Consider the following 20044-nt stretch of genomic DNA (forward strand, 5'->3'; position numbering starts at 1 on the left):
GCGGGCCCTTTCCCCGGACTCGTCCGGGTTCGGCTACCTCAGGAAGGGATCCACCGCGACCGCGACGAACAGCAGCGAGACATAGGTGATCGACCAGTGGAAGAGCCGCATCTCCTTCAGCTTGCCGCCCGTCGCACCCGCCTTGGCGCGCGCCTGCAGCGCATGGGCCTCCCACAGCCACCAGCCGCCGGTCGCCAGCGCCACCGCCGTGTAGAACCAGCCGGTGTAGCCGAGCGGGGTGAGCAGCAGTGAGACGCCGACCATCACCCAGCTGTAGACCACGATCTGGCGGGCCACCACCCGGTTGGAGGCGACGACCGGGAGCATCGGGACGCCGACGCGGGCGTAGTCCTCCTTCACCTTCATCGAGAGCGGCCAGTAGTGCGGCGGCGTCCAGAAGAAGATGACGAGGAAGAGGACGACGGCGGCCCACGACATCGAGTCGGTGACGGCGGACCAGCCGATCAGTACCGGCATACAGCCGGCGATACCGCCCCAGACGATGTTCTGCGAGGTGCGCCGCTTCAGGATCATCGTGTAGACGACGACGTAGAAGAGGAGCGCGCCGAGCGAGAGCCAGGCGGAGAGCCAGTTGACCAGGAGCCCGAACCAGAGCGTGGAGACGACCGCGAGGCTCAGGCCGAAGACCAGGCCCTCGCGCGGCGAGACCATGCCGGTGACCAGCGGACGCTGCGACGTGCGGTCCATCAGCGCGTCGATGTCGCGGTCGATGTACATGTTGAGCGCGTTCGCCCCACCGGCGGAGAGATAGCCGCCGACGCAGGTGACGAGCACCAGCATCAGATCGGGTACCCCTTGCGCGGCGAGGAACATCACCGGCACTGTGGTGATGAGCAGCAGTTCGATGATCCGCGGCTTGGTCAGCGCCACGAACGCCTTGAGGCGGGCCCCGAAGGGCCGGTCGCCAGGGTTCGTCCCGAGTTCCCTCATGGACCTGCGGGCACGGGCTGAGCCCCCACCCGCCGGACGGGATTCGACGGCCGTCACGCACACCCCTGACAGAGATTCCAGCAGGCCCCGGACGTATGACAGCACTACTGAAGGCCCGGTGAAGACCTGCGCGTACCACGCCACTCTAGAGGCTGCCCATCTCGCGCCCCGCACGGGGGTGGGATCGTGTTGAGCGGTCGGCGCGAGCGGCGCGTACACCTCCACGAACGGGCCTGCGCACTGCCCGCGAACGGCCGTGCCGGGAGGCGGACTCCCGTTCCCGGCCGCACGCTGGCTCTGTCCGGCTCTCCGCCGGGTGTGCCGGACACCCGTATGCCCGCCGGAGTGTGCCGGTCACCCGCGTGTCCGCCGGGGTGTGCCGGACACCCATATGAAAAGGGGCCAGGAAAGAGACAATGGGGACAGCGCTCGAAATTCCGCGCGTTGTCCCAAGGGTAGGCTCGACAACGCCCGGTGCCTCCATCGTCACCGGGGTATGACATGTGGAGACATGTGGAGAGGAGCCCTGACCCAGGGTGAGCACCAAGCCGACCACAACCGACCTCGAGTGGACCGATCTGGACCAGCGGGCCGTCGATACCGTCCGCGTCCTGGCCATGGATTCCGTACAGAAGGTCGGCAACGGCCACCCCGGTACGGCCATGAGCCTCGCGCCCGCCGCGTACGTGCTGTTCCAGAAGCTCATGCGGCACGATCCGGCCGACGCCGACTGGACCGGCCGGGACCGGTTCGTCCTCTCGGCCGGCCACTCGTCGCTGACGCTGTACATCCAGCTGTACCTGGCCGGGTACGGGCTGGAGCTGGACGATCTGAAGGCGTTCCGGACCTGGGGCTCCAAGACCCCCGGTCACCCTGAGTACGGACACACCACCGGCGTCGAGACGACGACCGGGCCGCTCGGCCAGGGCGTCGCCAACGCGGTGGGCATGGCGATGGCCGCCCGCTACGAGCGCGGCCTGTTCGACCCGGACGCCGCCGCCGGAGCCTCGCCGTTCGACCACACCATCTGGGCCATCGCCGGTGACGGCTGCCTCCAGGAGGGCATCGCGGCCGAGGCGTCCTCGCTGGCCGGTCACCAGAAGCTGGGCAATCTGGTGCTGCTGTGGGACGACAACCACATCTCCATCGAGGGCGACACGGAGACGGCCGTCTCCGAGGACACGCTCAAGCGGTACGAGGCGTACGGCTGGCACGTCCAGCGCGTCCAGCCCAAGGAGAACGGCGACCTCGACCCCGAGGGCCTGTTCCGGGCCCTGAAGGCGGCGCAGGCCGAGACCGGGCGTCCGTCGTTCATCGCGGCCCGTTCGATCATCGCCTGGCCGGCTCCGCACGCCCAGAACACCGAGGCCGCGCACGGCTCGGCGCTCGGCGAGGACGAGGTCAGGGCGACGAAGTCGGTCCTGGGCTTCGACCCGGACAAGCACTTCGAGGTCACCGACGAGGTCCTCGCGCACACCCGTGAGGCGCTGGACCGCGGCCGTGAGGCGCGCGGTGAGTGGGAGAAGACGTTCGCCGCGTGGCGTACGGCCAACCCGGAGCGCGCCGCGGAGTTCGACCGGATCCGCGCGGGCGAGCTGCCCGCGGGCTGGGAGGACAGGCTGCCGGACTTCGAGACGGGCAAGGGCGTCGCGACCCGTGCCGCCTCGGGCAAGATCCTCCAGTCGCTGGGCGCGGTCATCCCCGAGCTGTGGGGCGGCTCCGCCGACCTCGCGGGGTCGAACAACACGACGATCGACAAGACGTCGTCGTTCCTGCCCGCGGACAACCCGCTGCCGGAGGCCGACCCGTACGGCCGCACGATCCACTACGGCATCCGCGAGCACTCGATGGCCGCGGTGATGAACGGGATCGCGCTGCACGGCAACACCCGTATCTACGGCGGCACCTTCCTGGTGTTCTCCGACTACATGCGCAACGCGGTGCGGCTCTCGGCGCTGATGCATCTGCCGGTGACGTATGTGTGGACGCATGACTCGATCGGTCTCGGCGAGGACGGCCCGACCCACCAGCCGGTGGAGCATCTGGCGTCGCTGCGCGCGATTCCGGGGCTGAACATCGTGCGCCCCGCCGACGCCAACGAGACCGCGATCGCCTGGCGCGAGATCCTCCGCCGCTACACCAAGGAGTTCGGTGTGGGCGCGCCGCACGGTCTGGCGCTGACCCGCCAGGGTGTGCCGACGTACCCGCGCAACGAGGACGCGGCCCGTGGGGGCTATGTCCTGTTCGAGGCCGAGGGCGGCGCTCCCGAGGTCGTGCTGATCGGTACGGGTTCCGAGGTGCAGCTCGCCGTCGAGGCGCGGGAGCAGCTCCAGGCCGCCGGTGTGCCCACCCGTGTGGTGTCGATGCCGTCGGTGGAATGGTTCGAGCAGCAGGAGCAGGGGTACCGGGACTCGGTGCTGCCGCCGGCCGTGAGGGCGCGGGTGGCGGTCGAGGCCGGGATCGGTCTCACCTGGCACCGCTTCGTCGGCGACGCGGGCCGGATTGTTTCGCTGGAGCACTTCGGGGCTTCGGCGGACGGCAAGGTCCTCTTCCGCGAGTTCGGGTTCACTGCCGATGCGGTCGCCGCGGCCGCGCGGGAATCTCTGGAAGCCGCCGCACGCTGACGTCGGTATACGACGAGTAGGAGATGCAACTCTCATGACAGACGCACTCAAGCGCCTCTCCGACGAAGGCGTCGCGATCTGGCTCGACGACCTGTCGCGGAAGCGGATCGGGTCCGGGAATCTGGCCGAGCTGATCGACCAGCAGCATGTGGTGGGCGTGACCACCAATCCGTCGATCTTCCAGAAGGCGATCAGCGGCGGCGACGGCTACGAGCAGCAGCTCAAGGAGCTGGCGGCCCGGAAGGTGACCGTCGAGGAAGCCATCCGCATGATCACGACGGCGGATGTGCGGGACGCCGCGGACATTCTGCGTCCGGTCTTCGACGCCACGGACGGCCAGGACGGCCGGGTCTCCATCGAGGTCGACCCGCGGCTGGCGCACAACACTCAGGCGACGATCGCCGAGGCCAAGCAGCTCGCCTGGCTGGTGGACCGTCCCAATACGCTGATCAAGATCCCGGCCACCAGGGCGGGTCTGCCGGCGATCACCGAGACCATCGGTCTGGGCATCAGCGTCAATGTCACGCTGATCTTCTCGCTGGAGCGTTACCGCGAGGTGATGGACGCGTACCTGGCCGGTCTGGAGAAGGCCAAGGAGCGCGGGCTCGACCTGTCGAAGATCCATTCGGTGGCGTCGTTCTTCGTCTCGCGGGTGGACACGGAGATCGACAAGCGCCTGGACGCGCTCGGCACTCCGGAGGCCAAGGCGGCGCGCGGCAAGGCGGCCCTGGCGAACGCGCGGCTCGCGTACGAGGCGTACGAAGAGGTCTTCGGCTCGGACCGCTGGAACGTGCTGGACCGGGCCCGCGCCAACAGGCAGCGTCCGCTGTGGGCCTCGACCGGTGTGAAGGACAAGGCGTACAAGGACACGCTGTACGTCGACGAGCTGGTCGCGCCGGGCACGGTGAACACCATGCCGGAGGCCACCTTGGAGTCCACCGCCGACCACGGGGCGATCACCGGGGACACGGTTCGCGGCACCTACGACCAGTCGCGTGCCGAACTGAAGGCCGTGGAGAAGCTCGGCATCGCCTACGACGATGTCGTACGGCTGCTGGAGGAGGAGGGCGTCGAGAAGTTCGAGGCGTCCTGGAACGACCTGCTCAACTCGACCGAGGCCGAGCTGAAGCGCCTCGCACCATCGGAAGGCTGACCACCCTTGTCCGGTACAGGCGAAGCCAATCCGCTTCGTGACGCCGCCGACCGACGGCTCCCGCGTATCGCGGGGCCGTCGGGCCTGGTCATCTTCGGCGTCACGGGCGATTTGTCGCGCAAGAAGCTGATGCCCGCCATCTATGACCTGGCCAATCGCGGGCTGCTGCCGCCGGGTTTCTCGCTCGTCGGATTCGCCCGCCGCGAGTGGCAGGACGAGGACTTCGCGCAGGAGGTCCACGACGCCGTCAAGGCGCATGCCCGTACCCCCTTCCGCGAGGAGGTCTGGCAGCAGCTCAACCAGGGAATGCGGTTCGTCCAGGGCGACTTCGACGACGACAACGCGTTCGAGACGCTGAAGAAGACGATCGCCGAGCTGGACCAGGCACAGGGCACGGGAGGCAACTTCGCCTTCTATCTCTCCGTGCCGCCGAAGTTCTTCCCCAAGGTCGTGCAGCAGCTCAAGAAGCACGGCCTGGCCGACCAGAAGGAAGGCGCCTGGCGTCGCGCGGTCATCGAGAAGCCGTTCGGACACGACCTGGCGTCCGCCATGGCGCTGAACCAGGTGGTCCACGAGGTCTTTCCGTCGAACGAGGTCTTCCGTATCGACCACTACCTCGGCAAGGAGACCGTTCAGAACATTCTGGCGCTGCGGTTCGCCAACACCCTCTTCGAGCCGATCTGGAACCGGTCGTACGTCGACCATGTGCAGATCACCATGGCCGAGGACATCGGCATCGGCGGCCGTGCCGGGTACTACGACGGCATCGGCGCGGCCCGTGACGTCATCCAGAACCACCTCCTCCAGCTCCTGGCGCTGACCGCGATGGAGGAGCCCGCCTCCTTCGACGCGGACGCTCTCGCGGCGGAGAAGACCAAGGTCCTCGGCGCGGTGAAACTGCCGAGGGACCTGGGCGTCGACACCGTCCGCGGCCAGTACGCGGCCGGGTGGCAGGGCGGCGAGAAGGCCGTCGGCTACCTCCAGGAAGACGGCATCAACGCCCGGTCGAAGACCGACACCTACGCGGCCATAAAGCTGGAGATCGACAACCGCCGCTGGGCGGGTGTGCCCTTCTATCTGCGTACGGGCAAGCGGCTCGGCCGCAGGGTCACCGAGATCGCGGTCGTCTTCCAGCGCGCCCCGCACTCCCCCTTCGACCACACCGCCACCGAGGAACTGGGGCAGAACGCCCTGGTCATCCGGGTCCAGCCGGACGAGGGCGTGACGATGCGGTTCGGCTCGAAGGTGCCGGGGACCTCGATGGAGGTACGGGACGTCTCGATGGACTTCGCCTACGGCGAGTCCTTCACCGAGTCCAGCCCCGAGGCGTATGAACGGCTCATCCTCGACGTCCTGCTCGGCGACTCCAACCTCTTCCCGAGGGTCGAGGAGGTCGAGCTGTCCTGGAAGATCCTCGACCCGATCGAGGCGTACTGGGACAAGCACGGCAAGCCCGCGCAGTACCCTGCCGGGACCTGGGGGCCGGTCGAGGCGGACGAAATGCTCGCACGAGACGGACGGAGCTGGCGCCGGCCATGAAGATCGACCTTACGGACACCACGTCCAGCAAGATCAACAAGGCGCTGGTGCAGGGACGCCGGGCGATCGGCACCCCGGCCGTCGGCATGGTCCTCACCCTGGTCATCGTCACCGACGAGGAGAACGCCTACGACGCGCTGAAGGCCGCCAGCGAGGCGTCGCGCGAGCACCCCTCGCGCACGCTCCTGGTGATCAAGCGGGTCTCCCGGACCCCGCGCGCCCGCGCGCAAGCACGGCTGGACGCCGAGGTCCGGGTGGGCGCGGACGCCGGCACGGGTGAGACCGTCGTGCTGCGGCTCTACGGCGAGGTCATCGACCACGCCCAGTCGGTCGTGCTCCCGCTGCTGCTGCCGGACGCCCCCGTGGTCGTCTGGTGGCCGGTGAACGCGCCGCTCGACCCCGCAGCCGACCCGCTGGGCGCGCTGGCGCAGCGCAGGGTCACCGATACCTACGCGGCCGAGCAGCCCATCCGGGAGCTGACCGCGCGCGCCGAGGCGTACACCCCCGGCGACACGGATCTGTCCTGGACCCGGATCACCCCGTGGCGCTCCATGCTCGCGGCGGCGCTGGACCAGGCGAGGTGCGAGGTCACCGCCGTCGAGGTGGAGGGCGAGGAGTTCAATCCGAGCGTGGAGTTGCTGGCCATGTGGCTGGCCGACCGGCTGAAGGTGCCGGTGCGGCGCACCCAGTCGACCGGCCCCGGACTGACAGCCGTACGGCTGGAGTCGAGCTGCGGCCGGATCGTGCTGGACCGCGCGGACGGCTCGCTGGCCACCCTGTCGATCGCGGGCCAGCCGGACCGGGCCGTCGCGCTGAAGCGCCGCGAGACCTCGGAGCTGATCGCGGAGGAGTTGCGGCGGCTCGACCCGGACGACACCTACGCCTCGGCCCTGCGGTACGGGGTCGACCGGCTGGGCGACGGCGCGCCGGGCGGCTCTGCGGGCGGCTCATCCGAGGGAGTCGTCGGCGCGCCTTCGGGCGGGCCGGGTGCGGCCGTCGCCGCGCAGACGGCCTCGGAGACCGGGACGAAGTCCGGGGCGGCGAAGACTCCGGCCAAGCGGGCCCCCGCCAAGAAGGCCCCCGCCAAGAGGGCGGCGTCCAAGTGAGCGCACCCCAGCTGGTCGTCCACCGCGACAAGGAGCTGATGGCGCGGGCCGCGGCGGCCCGCCTGATCACCAAGATCGTGGACGCGCAGGCCGCGCGCGGTTCGGCGTCGGTGGTCCTGACGGGCGGCCGGAACGGCAACGCGCTGCTGGCCGCCCTCGGGTCCTCCCCCGCGCGTGATGCCATCGACTGGCACCGCCTCGATCTGTGGTGGGGCGACGAGCGGTTCCTTCCGGAGGGGGATCCGGAACGCAATGTCTCCCAGGCCCGTGCGGCCCTGCTCGACGATGTTCCGGTCGATCCGGCACGGGTGCACCCGATGCCCGCGTCGGACGGGCCGTACGGCAACGATGTGGAGGCCGCGGCCGCCGCGTACGCGACCGCGCTCGCCGCGGCGGCCGGGCCCGAGGACCATGGCCCGGTGCCGACCTTCGACGTGCTGATGCTCGGCGTCGGGCCGGACACCCATGTCGCGTCGCTCTTCCCGGAGCTGCCCGCGGTACGGGAGACGGACCGCACGGTGGTCGGCGTGCACGGCGCGCCGAAGCCGCCGCCGACGCGTATCTCCCTCACGCTGCCGGCGATCCGGGCGGCGCGTGAGGTGTGGCTGCTGGCGGCCGGCGAGGACAAGGCGAAGGCGGCGCGGATCGCTCTGTCGGGCGCGGGCGAAGTGCAGGCTCCGGCGGCCGGGGCGTACGGCCGTACCCGGACGCTCTGGCTCCTCGACGCGCCCGCCGCGTCCGAACTGCCGCGTGATCTGTACCCTCCGGCCTCTCCCTGAGAGGCGCGAGGTCACTCCGCGTGCGCCTCGGCCCGGTCCCGTCGATCCCGGCGGACCGGGCCGAGGCGTACGCGGGCGCGTACGCGGGCGCGGACGCGGGAGTCTGCGGCGGGGCGGCTCGGGTGCGCCCGTCGGCGGTTCCGTCATCGGGCTGGCCGGGCGGAGTCGTACGCGGACGCGGGAGTAGCCGGGGGCGGTCCGGCCGGGCGGCCGGTGCCTTGGCGCGACCCGTGTACGGGCCGTGACGGTGTACGGGCCGTGACGCCCGTCCTGCCGGAGAGCGGGAAGGTCCGGATCCCGTCACACCGGATCCCGTCACTGGGGGATCGTCGCTCCGCTGCCGTCCCCCGTCCCGTCGTCGCGCAGCAGGAACGGCTCCAGCAGCCCCGGCACCGCCTCGGCGGCGAAGGCGAGGCCCTCGCTCTCCCCCGCGTCGTACACCGAGTACCCCCCTGATCCGGCGGCCGTCGTCGCGGTCAGCGTCAGCACTCCGGCCCGGCGCTGGAAGACGGACTGTGACACCGTCCAGCCGACGACCCCGTTCCGCTGGAGCGCCACGGTCCCACGGCGCAGCGTGCCGGAGCGGGCGAGCAGATACGCGCCGCTGATGCCGTGGCCGAGGCTGCGGTACGCGTCGAGCGCGAGGATCACGGCGGCCGGCAGCGCCACCACCGCGCACCCGGCCGCGATGTACAGCAGCACGGGCGTGAGCCAGAGCCCCAGCGCGGTCAGAATGGCCAGCGGGACGAGCACGGTCAGTACGGCCCAGCGCAGCCGCCGGGTGCGGGCGGCCCTGGGGTGCGGGGTCAGGGGCGCCTCCGTGGGGGTGCGCGGCTCGCGGAGAACCTGCCCGGCGACGTCGTCCGCGAACGCGCGGGGCACGACCGGCAGCAGAACATGGAGGTCGGCGTGCTTGTCCTTGTCGTCCTTGGCTATGCCCGTGGCGATCGCGTCCACCCTGGCCGCGCCCAGCAGTCGGGCCCCGAGCGGTTCGACCAGTTCCACCCCGCGCAGCCGTCGCTCCTCCATCGATATGGAACGGGCCGTGAGCAGTCCGCGCCGCACCCGCAGGGTGCCGCCGGACTCGCGCTCCAGCCGGTAGTTCCACCACATCTCGAGCCAGAGGCCGAGCGAGCCGACGGTCCCCGCCGCAAGGGCCGCCAGGACGAGCGCCACGGCCATGAGGGCGACCGACGTGTCCTGGAAACGGTCCCCTATCCAGTCGACGACCTCGCTCTGCGCTCCGAAGAAGTCGCTGACCTGCATGACGGAACCCGCCGCCGCACCGCCGAGCAGAAGAGCGACGAAGGACGCCGGAGCGTACCGGATCCAGGCGAGGTCGACCGTGGCGAGCGCGCCTTCCCGGTGGGCGTCGGGGCGGGCGGCGGCGGGACGGTCCAGCAACTCGCCGCGGAGCCGTTCGCCCTCCGCCCCGGAGACCGGATTCAGCTCCAAGGTGGACTCGCCGCTTCCGGTGTGCTCACCGGTGCCGATACGCACCTTCACGAGACCGAGGATCCGCAGCAGCGGGTTGGCGGTCAGATCCACGCTGCGGATCCGCTCGCGGCCCAGCGAACGCCGTTTGACCAGCAGCAGCCCGGTGTGGAGTTCGACCCGCTCGGGGCCGATGCGGTAGCGGGTCTTGCGCCAGTTGACGTACTCGGCCGCCACCCCGGCCAGTACGAGCAGAACCGCGCCGGTCAGCAGGAACACGAGGCCGATGCCGCGCCGGGGCCCGTTGCCGAACCAGGCTCCGCTGGACAAACCGAGCAGGACCGGGAGGCAGACGCCCCCCGCGACGCCCATCATGACCACGGCGGTGACCAGAAGCGCCCGCTTGTCGAGCCGCCGCCACTCCTCGTCCGGCGAAGCGCTCGGCGGGCCGCCCGGCACGGTGCCCGCCGGACCGCTCGGCGCAGGACCCGAGGGGCCGTCCGCCGGACCGCTCGGGGGGCCGCCCGGTGCCGCGGATCCGGTGGATACGGCGGGCTCGGCCCCGAGGGGACCCGGTACCGGCTGTGCGCCGCCGTAAGGGCCGTGCACCGGCCTTACGCCGCCGTGGCGGCCCTCGTCGCCCGCCGCCCGCGCGGCGGGCCCGGGGGAGTCCGGTGCGGGCTCGCCGCCGGTGTGGCCGACCGCCGGGGGTTCGCGGTCACCGGCTCCGGACGGACCTGGCGGGGCGGCGCTCATGTCGCGTCCCCGGGCGTCGCCTGGGTGATGAGGGTCAGCCGCTCCGCCAGCTCCGCCGCCAGCTCGTGATCGAGCCCGGCGATCTTGATCGCGCCACGGGAGGACGCCGTGGTGACGGTGACCGTCGCGAGCCGGAAGGAGCGCTCCAGCGGACCTCTCATCGTGTCCACGGTCTGAATCCGGGACATCGGCGCGATACGCCACTCCTGCCAGATGGATCCGGTGCGGACGTAGACCGCCTCGTCCGTGACCTCCCAGCGGTGCACCCGGAACCACCAGCCGGGGAAGAAGGCGGTGCACAGCAGCAACAGCGTCGCGAGCACGGCCGCCGACAGCAGCAGCCAGCTCCGCGCCGGTGTGATGAGAAGACCCAGCACACCCGGCACTCCCCCGCCGACCACCGTGCCGATCAGCCACTGGATCCGCCACCAGCCCACGGCCCGGTCGGCGACCCTGTTCCTCGGCGGCCTCAGTCGCACCGCGCCATCCCCCGTGGTGGTCATCGCCTCAACGCCCCCGCAAATCACGGTATTTCGCGGTGAGCGCGGCGGTCGAGCTGTCGAGCCGCTCACCGTCGCCGCCCGCTGTCCCGGTGTCCCCCGTCAGCACGGGCTCGATCTTCTTCGCGAGTACCTTGCCCAGCTCGACGCCCCACTGGTCGAAGGAGTCGATGTTCCAGATCGCGCCCTGGACGAACACCTTGTGCTCATAGAGCGCCACCAGCTGTCCGAGCACGGACGGGGTGAGTTCGTCGGCGAGGATCGTGGTCGTCGGGTGGTTGCCCTCGAAGGTCTTGTGCGGCACCAGTTCCTCCGGCACGCCCTCGGCCCGCACCTCGTCGGGCGTCCTGCCGAAGGCGAGCGCCTGGGTCTGGGCGAAGAAGTTGGCCATCAGCAGATCGTGCTGGGCGACCAGTCGGGGCAGCAGATCCTCGACCGGCCTGGCGAAGCCGATGAAGTCGGCCGGGATGAGCTTGGTGCCCTGGTGGATCAACTGGTAATACGCGTGCTGCCCGTTGGTGCCCGGCGTGCCCCAGACCACGGGACCGGTCTGCCAGTCCACCCGACGGCCCTCACGGTCCACGGACTTGCCGTTGGACTCCATGTCGAGCTGCTGGAGATAGGCGGTGAACCTGCCCAGATAGTGGGAGTACGGCAGCACCGCGTGCGACTGGGCGTCGAAGAATCCGCCGTACCAGACGCCCAGCAGCCCGAGGAGCAGCGGTGCGTTGGCCTCCGGTGGGGCCGTACGGAAGTGCTCGTCGACCAGGTGGAATCCGTCGAGCATCTCGCGGAACCGGACCGGGCCGATCGCGACCATGAGGGAGAGCCCGATGGCGGAGTCGTACGAGTACCGTCCGCCGACCCAGTCCCAGAACTCGAACATGTTCGCCGTGTCGATTCCGAACTCGGCGACCTTCCCGGCATTGGTGGACAGGGCCACGAAGTGCTGGGCGACGGCCTCCTGACCGGCTTTCAGGCCGGTGAGCAGCCAGTCGCGCGCGGAGGTGGCGTTGGTGACGGTCTCGACGGTGGTGAAGGTCTTGGAGGCGACGATGAAGAGCGTCTCGGCCGGGTCCAGGTCCCTCAGCGCCTCGTGCAGATCGGCTCCGTCGACGTTCGACACGAAACGGAACGTCAGTTCGCGTGCGGTGTAGGGGCGCAGCACCTCGTACGCCATGGCGGGACCGAGGTCGGAGCCGCCGATGCCGATGTTGACGATGTTCCGGATGGGCTTGCCGGTGTGTCCCGTCCACTCACCGGAGCGGATCCTCCGGGAGAAGTCGGCCATCCGGTCGAGTACCGCGTGCACACCCGGCACCACGTTCTCGCCGTCGACCTCGATCACGGCGTCGCGGGGGGCGCGCAGGGCGGTGTGCAGGACGGCGCGGTCCTCGGTGGTGTTGATCCTCTCGCCGCGGAACATCGCCTCCCGCAGCCCGGCCACGTCCGTCGCCGCCGCCAGCTCGCGCAGCAGCCCCAGGGTCTCGTCGGTCACGAGATGTTTGGAGTAGTCGAGATGGAGATCGCCTACGCGCAGGGTGTAGGCGCTGCCGCGGTCCGCGTCGGCCGCGAACAGCTCCCGCAGATGCTTGTGTCCCCACTGCTCGCGATGCTCTCCGAGGGCGGTCCACTCGGGCGTCTGATTGAGCCTGGTACGGCCTTCTGCCTTCACTCGGACATCAGCTCACTTCTTCTCGTGCCTGCCTGCTGCCCCACCGCCCCCAACCTAGTTGATCAGGCAGGGCCGCGCGGCGATCACGGAGACGTCGAACACGCTCCGTGCTCACCTGATGAAGAACCGTAGAGGACGGCGAGGACGGCACTGACATTCAGGCGAAAGAGGCCGGACAGAGCTCCGGCCGGACACCCTCAGGGTGTCCGGCCGGATCACAAGTCCTAGATCTCGCCCCGCAGTTTGGCGAGCGCCTCGGCGAGAATCGCTTCGCCGTCCGCATCGCTGCGCCGCTCCCGCACATAGGCGAGATGCGTCTTGTACGGCTCCGTGCGCGGCGGGTCCGGGGGGTTGTCCCGGTCCTGACCGGCCGGGAACCCGCAGCGCGGGCAGTCCCAGGTGTCGGGGACCTGTGCGTCGCTGGCGAAGCTCGGCTGCGTCTCATGCCCGTTCGAGCACCAGAAGGAGATGCGCAGGCGTGGCGCGGACTCGCCACGCTCGGCCTCGCCCATCGGCCCCGCTCCGACCCGGCTTCCCCGGATCGCGTTGCCACTTGCCACGGTCGTAACTCCCTGCGTGATGGTGCTGTACAGCGTCTCACAGCGGCTGCGCCGCGGTGCCCCAGTCTACGTAAGGCCCAACGCTCGTCCAGTGATTGGAGTTACACCCCACCGCGGGACGGGAATACCTGTGTGTCAGCTGTCCAGCTTCATCAGCAGACCGAGTACCACAATGCACGCGAACCACAGCAGACCGACCACCACGGTGATGCGGTCGAGATTGCGCTCGGCGACCGAGGAACCGCCGACGGACGACTGCATGCCGCCGCCGAACATATCGGAGAGGCCGCCGCCCTTTCCCTTGTGCATCAGCACGAGCAGCATCAGCAGCAGGCTGAAGACGATCAGGGCGATCGAGAACCCCATAACCACGGCTGGACCCTACTTCCTGGCAATTCTCTGGAATGTCTACGGACTGCGGGGACCCGGGCTCCTATACAGCAGCCGCAGGTCCCCGCAAGGGTACGACGGATCCGCGCTACCGCATACTCACTGGTCCCGGAACCGGACGATCCTGACGAACTCCTCGGCGTCGAGTGCCGCACCGCCCACCAGGGCTCCGTCCACATCGGGCTGCGCCATGATCGCGGCCACGTTTCCGGCCTTGACCGAGCCGCCGTACTGGATGCGTACCTTCTCGGCCAGCTCCGGGGAGTACAGCTCGGCGAGCCGTCCGCGGATCGCCCCGCAGACCTCCTGCGCGTCCTCGGGGGTCGCGACCTCACCGGTGCCGATGGCCCAGACCGGCTCGTACGCGATCACGATCGTCTCGGCCTGCTCGGCAGGGAGGTCCTTCAGGCCGCCGTCGAGCTGGCCGAGGGTGTGCTCGACCTGCCGGCCGGCCTTGCGGACGTCCAGGCCCTCTCCGACGCAGAGGATCGGGGTGATGCCGTGCTTGAAGGCGGCCTTGACCTTGGCGTTGCAGATCTCGTCGGTCTCGGCGTGGTACTGCCGTCGCTCGGAGTGACCGACCGCGACGAAGGCGCACTTCAGCTTGGCCAGCATGGAGCCCGAGATCTCCCCGGTGTACGCCCCGGAGTCATGCGCCGAGATGTCCTGGGCACCGTATTTGATCTTGAGCTTGTCGCCGTCGACCAGGGTCTGCACGGACCGCAGATCGGTGAAGGGCGCCAGGACGGCGATCTCGACGGCGTCGTAGTCCTTGTCCGCCAGGGCGAAGGCGAGCTTCTGGACGTGGGCGATGGCCTCAAGGTGGTTGAGGTTCATCTTCCAGTTGCCCGCCATCAGCGGGATACGCGTACTCATGGGTTTGTCAGTCCTCCAGTGCGGCGAGGCCGGGAAGTGTCTTGCCTTCGAGATATTCGAGGCTGGCACCGCCACCGGTCGAAATATGGCCGAATGCATTCTCGTCGAAGCCCAGAATCCGTACCGCGGCGGCGGAGTCCCCGCCGCCGACGACCGAGAAGGCCGGGGAGTCGACGAGAGCCTGGGCGACGGCCCTGGTGCCCTCGGCGTAGTCGGGATGTTCGAAGACGCCCATCGGGCCGTTCCAGAAGACGGTGGCCGCGTCGGCGAGCTTCGACGCGTACAGCTTGTGGGTCTCGGGGCCGATGTCCAGCCCCTCCTGGTCGGCCGGGATGGCGTCCGCGGCGACGGTCGTGGGGTTGGCCGGGGCCTTGGTCTTGAGGTCCGGGAACCCGTGCGCGACCAGGACGTCGACGGGGAGCACGAACTCCACGCCCTTGTCCTCGGCCCGCCTCAGATACTCCTGGACCGCCGGGATCTGGTCCTCCTGGAGCAGCGAGCGGCCGACCTCGTGGCCCTGGGCCCTGAGGAAGGTGTACGCCATGCCGCCGCCGATCAGGATGCGGTCGGCCTTCTCCAGCAGATGGTCGATCACTCCGAGCTTGTCGGAGACCTTCGCTCCGCCGAGAACGACCGCGTACGGGCGCTTGACGTCCTCGGTGAGCTTCCTCAGGACGCCGACCTCGGTGGCGATGAGGTATCCGGCGACGTGCGGAAGGCGGGCGGGGAGGTCGTAGACGGAGGCGTGCTTGCGGTGCACGGCTCCGAATCCGTCGCCGACGTACACATCGGCCAGGGCGGCGAGCTGATCGGCGAAGGCGGCGCGCTCGGCGTCGTCCTTGCTGGTCTCGCCGGGGTTGAAGCGGAGGTTCTCGATCACCGCGACCTCGCCGTCGGCGAGTCCCGCGACGGTGGCCTCGGCCGACTCGCCGACGGTGTCGGTCGCGAAGGCGACGTCCCTGCCGAGCAGTTCACCGAGCCGGGCCGCGGCGGGAGCGAGTGAGAACGCCGGGTCAGGTGCGCCCTTGGGGCGGCCGAGATGGGAGGCGACGACGACGCGCGCGCCCGCCTCGGCGAGCTTGGCGACGGTCGGCTGGACGGCCCGGATACGGCCGTCGTCGGTGATGGTGGCGCCGTCGAGCGGCACATTGAGGTCGGCGCGGACGAATACCCGCTTGCCCGTGACCCCGTCGGCCAGAAGCTGGTCGATCGTCTTCATGAACAGGACTCCTCGGAAGGCTGAACGTGCGACAGGGCTCGGGCCGCGCCACATTGCGCCGCCCGAGCCCTTCGCTCACATCGTGCTGCTCTCGTCAGTGATCACCTGGGGACCGATCGGCATTGAACGAAGCTGATCAATGTTGAACGGATCCGCGTCGATCTGTTTCGAGCTGTCAGAGCTGTCCGCCGACGAAGACCGTGAGGTCCACGAGACGGTTGGAGTAGCCCCACTCATTGTCGTACCAGCCGAGGATCTTGATCGACGTGCCCTCCTGGACCATGGTCAGGGAGGAGTCGAAGGTGCAGGAGGCCGGGTCGCCCACGATGTCCGAGGAGACGATCGGGTCCTCGGTGTAGTAGAGGATGCCCTTGAGCTCGCCGTCCGCGGCCTTCTTGAACGCGGCGTTGACCTCGTCCTTGGTGACCTCGCGCCCCACCTCCACGACCAGGTCGGTGGCGGAGCCGGTCGGGACCGGGACGCGCATGGCGATGCCGTCCAGCTTGCCCTTCAGCTTCGGGAGCACCAGGGCGGTGGCCTTCGCGGCGCCGGTGGTGGTCGGAATGATGTTCTGGGCGGCGGCGCGGGCGCGTCGCAGGTCCGAGTGCGGGAAGTCCAGGATGCGCTGGTCGTTGGTGTAGGCGTGGACCGTGGTCATCAGACCGCGGACGATGCCGAAGTTCTCGTCGAGGACCTTCGCCATCGGTGCCACGCAGTTGGTGGTGCAGGAGGCGTTGGAGATGATGTGGTGGTTGGCCGCGTCGTACTTCTCCTGGTTGACGCCCATCACGATGGTGATGTCCTCGTCCTTGGCCGGAGCCGAGATGAGGACCTTCTTCGCGCCGCCCGCGATGTGCTTCTCGGCGTCGGCCTTCTTGGTGAAGATGCCGGTCGACTCGATGACGATGTCCACGCCCAGCTCGCCCCACGGGATGTCCGCGGGGTCGCGCTCGGAGAGGACCTTGATCGTGTGGTCGTCGACCGTGATGGTGTCGGTGGTGTGGGACACCTCGGCCTTGAGACGGCCGAGGATGGTGTCGTACTTCAGCAGGTGGGCCGTGGTCGCGGTGTCACCCAGGTCGTTGACAGCCACGATCTCGATGTCCGCACCCTGCTCCAGCAGCGCGCGGAAGTAGTTGCGCCCGATGCGTCCAAAGCCGTTGATGCCTACGCGGATCGTCACGAACCGATCTCCTCGTTGGTACGCCGGTTTACTGACTGCCGGCGAGTTGTATGGGATGTCCCCGACCGCTTACGACCCTACCGCTCGAGAGGGTCCGAAGTGACATCGGCGGGCGCGTACACGGCGGCGGCGACCCATACCCCCCGGTAGGGGGTACGAGCCGCCGCCATTGGCCGGGAATCCGGCCTCCGGCTGCCGCCGTCGGCCTTCTCGCGTCGGGCTGATCGCCGCCGGGACGCCCGTTTCCGGCCGCTTGTTCCCGGCTGTTCGATTCGTGCCCGCCGATCACCGTCCGCCGCTCGTGCGGCCGGTGCGCGTCAGCGCCGCAGAGCGCTCAGCGCCTTTCCGATGAGCTGCTTGCGGTCGGCCGCGCCGGGCACGTGCTCCAGGCCGAAGCCGAGGAGCACGGTGTCCTTCGTGGTGACCGCGGAGGCGGACGGGAACAGGTCCTGGCTGCGCAGCCAGTTCCCGCGCGGGGCCGGGCTGCCCTCGGGTGCCGGAGCCACCGCCCAGGGCCCGAGAGAGGTCTCGAAGCCCTCGGCCCCCTGCTCGCCCCCACTGGTCACCAGCTTGGTGTCGTCGACGAAGACGCCGCGTCCGCCGTCGCTGGGGTCGGTGATGTACGAGACGGCGACCTCGATCTGCTTGCCCGCGTAGGCGCTCAGATCGAACGACGTGGCCCGCCAGCCGTCGGAGGCCCCGGTGAAGGAGTTCCAGGTTCCGGTGGTGCCGGTCGCGGTGCAGCCGTCGTTCCCGAGGGTGAGGTAGCGCTTGAGATGCGGGTGCTGGTTGACGTAGAACCCGGCCTCGCACTCGGTCGGCACGGTGGTGCGGGTACCGCCGTTGACGTCCGGGAGCGTCGTCCAGTCGTCCTGGCCGACCGTGTGGACCTCGACGACCGCGTTGTCGTAGCCCGGTTCGGTGTTGAAGCTGAGCTGGAAGTTCAGCTTCGGGCTGTCGGCCGCGGTGACCCCGGTCAGGTCGAGGGTGCGGGCGAGCCGCATCCAGGACGAGTTGCGGTGGGCTCCCACCGCGTACCACTGGCCCTCGTACGGCGAGAACGGCATCTTGACGCCCGGATAGTCGCCCGCCGCCGCGCTGCGGAACTGCGGGAACTCCGCAGGCGGCAGCGTGTCCGACGTGATCGTGTACGCCCCCGCCGCGTTCAGCGGGTTGCCCGGAGCGTCGGCGAGGCCCGCCGAGGCGCCGGCGAGACGTCCCGAACCGGAGAAGGCGTTGACGCCGCCGAGCGAGGCGCGGCCGGACGCGCCCAGGTAGTACTGGGCGAAGTCGTCGCTCACCGCACGGCCGAGGTTGGCGCTTCCACCCGCGCGTTCACCCGCGGTGATGAGCTTTCCGCCCTCGTTGACGTACGCCCGCACGGCCTGGGTGGTGGACCAGGACGGCGCGGCGGCGCCCGTGTACCAGACGGCCGTGTCGAAGTGGCTGAGCACGCCCAGCGGGTGCGGGCGGCCCTGGGTGGCCACGTCCCAGACGGCGCCGCGCTTCTTGTTGTCGGCGAGGGCCTTGGTGTACGCGGCGGTGTGCTGGGCCGGAGCCGTACCGCCCTCTTCGGCGATCACCAGCGTGTCGGCGCGCGGCCGTTCGGCGACCGTGTAGGTGAAGGGTTCGCTGGAGGTGGTCTTCCCGTCCTTGGTACGGCCGGTGAACCACACCTCGACCTTGTCGCCGACGTCGGCGTCCTCCACCTCGGCGCGGTACTCGTCGAAGCGGATGTTGTCCTCGCCGCCGAAGGTCTGGCCGCCCTTCCAGCGTTCGAGGTCCTCGTCCTGGACCCGGCCGCCGTTGATGCGGTACTTCAACTCCTTGTCGCGCAGGGACTTGAGCGCGATGACGGAGACCTCCTGGTCACCGCCGCGGGCGTAGGAGACGGTGAACGGGTCGGGGGTGAAGTCCGCCGCCTTCAGGCCGAGCGAGGAGGCCGGCGTGTCGGGGGTGGCGGAGGTCTCGGCGATGGAGAGCGCGAACGGGATGTTCTTGGCGAACTCCTGCTGGATCAGCTTCTCGTCGTCGGGGAAGGTGAAGACGGAGGCGCAGTCGGCCGCGTTCCAGGGGTCGTTGGGGTCGACCCGGGAGGCGGTGGCGCAGGTCGACATCTCGGGGGTGTACATCATCATGCCGTTGACGTTGGCCGCGTGACCGTCGGCCTCGCCGTTGGTGATGTACAGCTCGGAGGAGACCTGCGGGCGGTAGCCGGGGATCGCGGGGTTCTGGGGCGTGCCCGCGAGCGCCTTGTACATGACGTCGTCGGGTGTGGAGGTGGCGACCTGCCAGCCGACGCCGTACAGGATCAGTTCCGCGGCGGAGTGGTAGTTGATGCCGTATTCGAAGCCGATGCGCTTCTGGAAGGCGTCGATGGCCTTGGTCTCGGGCTCGGAGCCGGGGCCGGCGCCGCGGTAGGTCTCGTCGAAGGGGTCGGGGGACGAGCCCTCGTTGTCATAACCCCACTTGTACGAGAAGTTGCGGTTGAGGTCCACGCCGTCGCCGGGGGTTATCTTCCCGTCGCGGTTGTTGTCGCGCATGTTCTTGCGCCACTGCCGCTCGGCCGTGCCGGTGAAGGTGTAGTCGTAGCCGTCGGGGTTGGCGGAGATGACGAACCACAGTTCGGTCGTATCGATGATCTTGGTGATACGGGGATCCTTGCCGTAGTTCGTGAGGTAATGGTGCATCAGCCGCCGGGTCATCTCCGGGGTGATCCACTCGCGCGCGTGCTGGTTGGACATGTAGAGCGTCGCGGGCTTGGAGCCGTCGCGGTACTTCTTGGCGTCCTTGCTGACCTTGAGGGCGAGGATGTCCTGGCCCTGGACCGTCTTGCCGATGCTGATGGCCTTGGTGATGGCCGGATTGGCCTGGGCGGTGGCGAGAATCTCGCTCTTGAGGCCGCCTTCGCCGCCGTACGGGCGGTAGACGCCGTCGCCCGCGGCCGCCACGCGCTTCTGCGCCGAGGCGGAGAGGGTGTGCTCGGTGACGCCGACGCCCTGCTGACGCAGTTCACCGGCCTGCTGATCGGTGAGGTACACCTCGACGGTGGCGGTGCCCTTGTCGGGTACCCGCTCGCTGAGTTCATGACCGTCGGCCCCTGCGGCGAGCAGCAGCGGTACCTGTTCCTTGGTGACTTTCGCGTGCCATACGGAGAGTCCGTCGCCGTTCCCACGGCCGTCCTCTCCCGAGTCGGCCTGGGCGAACGGTGCCGCCGCCAGTGTGGCGGTCAGCAGTGAAGCCGCGGCGAGGATCGATCTCGCTCTACGTCTCATAAGCCCCCCTTGCTGGAATGGGTG

General features: G+C 69.5%; 15 protein-coding genes. 5 read left to right on the plus strand and 10 right to left on the minus strand.

Annotated features, from left to right (window positions below; genetic code table 11):
- Positions 1 to 33: 33 nt before the first annotated feature.
- Positions 34 to 1008, minus strand: a complete 975-nt coding sequence (locus tag ACWEFL_RS16045; RefSeq protein WP_451712330.1) for a heme o synthase — start codon at positions 1006 to 1008, stop codon at positions 34 to 36.
- Positions 1009 to 1487: 479 nt separating this feature from the next.
- On the opposite strand from ACWEFL_RS16045, the gene tkt reads away from it, so the two are divergent.
- From tkt to pgl, 5 genes are read left to right on the plus strand one after another with little or no spacing between them, the layout of a single operon-like run.
- The gene (gene tkt, locus ACWEFL_RS16050; RefSeq protein WP_451712333.1) at positions 1488 to 3575 is read left to right on the plus strand and encodes a transketolase; all 2088 of its coding nucleotides are present in this window, start codon (positions 1488 to 1490) and stop codon (positions 3573 to 3575) included.
- Positions 3576 to 3609: 34 nt separating this feature from the next.
- The gene (tal, locus tag ACWEFL_RS16055; protein ID WP_451712335.1) at positions 3610 to 4728 is read left to right on the plus strand and encodes a transaldolase; all 1119 of its coding nucleotides are present in this window, start codon (positions 3610 to 3612) and stop codon (positions 4726 to 4728) included.
- A 6-nt stretch (positions 4729 to 4734) separates the two neighbouring features.
- Positions 4735 to 6267, plus strand: coding sequence for a glucose-6-phosphate dehydrogenase (gene zwf / locus ACWEFL_RS16060; protein WP_451712337.1), 1533 nt, complete (start codon positions 4735 to 4737; stop codon positions 6265 to 6267).
- Complete coding sequence (gene opcA, locus ACWEFL_RS16065) at positions 6264 to 7373, plus strand: glucose-6-phosphate dehydrogenase assembly protein OpcA (RefSeq protein ID WP_451712340.1); 1110 nt, start codon at positions 6264 to 6266, stop codon at positions 7371 to 7373. Before zwf ends, opcA begins: the two co-directional genes overlap by 4 nt.
- On the plus strand, positions 7370 to 8152 hold the full coding sequence (gene pgl / locus ACWEFL_RS16070; RefSeq protein WP_451712343.1) for a 6-phosphogluconolactonase: 783 nt from the start codon (positions 7370 to 7372) through the stop codon (positions 8150 to 8152). The genes opcA and pgl overlap by 4 nt, the downstream gene beginning before the upstream one ends.
- A 315-nt stretch (positions 8153 to 8467) precedes the next feature.
- Here the strand turns inward: pgl and ACWEFL_RS16075 are convergent, their stop codons facing one another.
- From ACWEFL_RS16075 to ACWEFL_RS16115, 9 genes are all read right to left on the minus strand, one after another.
- On the minus strand, positions 8468 to 10342 hold the full coding sequence (locus tag ACWEFL_RS16075; protein ID WP_451712345.1) for a PH domain-containing protein: 1875 nt from the start codon (positions 10340 to 10342) through the stop codon (positions 8468 to 8470).
- Positions 10339 to 10845 (minus strand): PH domain-containing protein, encoded by a 507-nt coding sequence (locus ACWEFL_RS16080; RefSeq protein ID WP_451712347.1) that lies wholly within the window; start codon positions 10843 to 10845, stop codon positions 10339 to 10341. The genes ACWEFL_RS16075 and ACWEFL_RS16080 overlap by 4 nt, the downstream gene beginning before the upstream one ends.
- Before the next feature lie 4 nt (positions 10846 to 10849).
- On the minus strand, positions 10850 to 12517 hold the full coding sequence (gene pgi, locus ACWEFL_RS16085) for a glucose-6-phosphate isomerase (RefSeq protein ID WP_451712350.1): 1668 nt from the start codon (positions 12515 to 12517) through the stop codon (positions 10850 to 10852).
- A gap of 224 nt (positions 12518 to 12741) precedes the next feature.
- Positions 12742 to 13077: an RNA polymerase-binding protein RbpA gene (locus ACWEFL_RS16090; protein ID WP_003957010.1), complete on the minus strand. Its 336-nt coding sequence runs from the start codon at positions 13075 to 13077 to the stop codon at positions 12742 to 12744.
- A 135-nt stretch (positions 13078 to 13212) separates the two neighbouring features.
- Entirely contained in the window at positions 13213 to 13443 is a 231-nt protein-coding gene (gene secG, locus ACWEFL_RS16095; RefSeq protein WP_018848634.1) for a preprotein translocase subunit SecG, read from the minus strand.
- 123 nt (positions 13444 to 13566) lie between these two features.
- Positions 13567 to 14343, minus strand: a complete 777-nt coding sequence (tpiA, locus tag ACWEFL_RS16100) for a triose-phosphate isomerase (RefSeq protein ID WP_451712353.1) — start codon at positions 14341 to 14343, stop codon at positions 13567 to 13569.
- A 7-nt stretch (positions 14344 to 14350) separates the two neighbouring features.
- Complete coding sequence (locus tag ACWEFL_RS16105) at positions 14351 to 15562, minus strand: phosphoglycerate kinase (RefSeq protein WP_451712355.1); 1212 nt, start codon at positions 15560 to 15562, stop codon at positions 14351 to 14353.
- A gap of 175 nt (positions 15563 to 15737) precedes the next feature.
- A complete protein-coding gene (gap, locus tag ACWEFL_RS16110) occupies positions 15738 to 16745 on the minus strand; it encodes a type I glyceraldehyde-3-phosphate dehydrogenase (protein WP_451712358.1) in 1008 nt (335 codons plus the stop codon).
- A gap of 317 nt (positions 16746 to 17062) precedes the next feature.
- The gene (locus tag ACWEFL_RS16115) at positions 17063 to 20020 is read right to left on the minus strand and encodes a M14 family zinc carboxypeptidase (RefSeq protein WP_451712361.1); all 2958 of its coding nucleotides are present in this window, start codon (positions 20018 to 20020) and stop codon (positions 17063 to 17065) included.
- Positions 20021 to 20044: the final 24 nt, after the last annotated feature.

Source organism: Streptomyces sp. NPDC004838 (assembly GCF_053600955.1).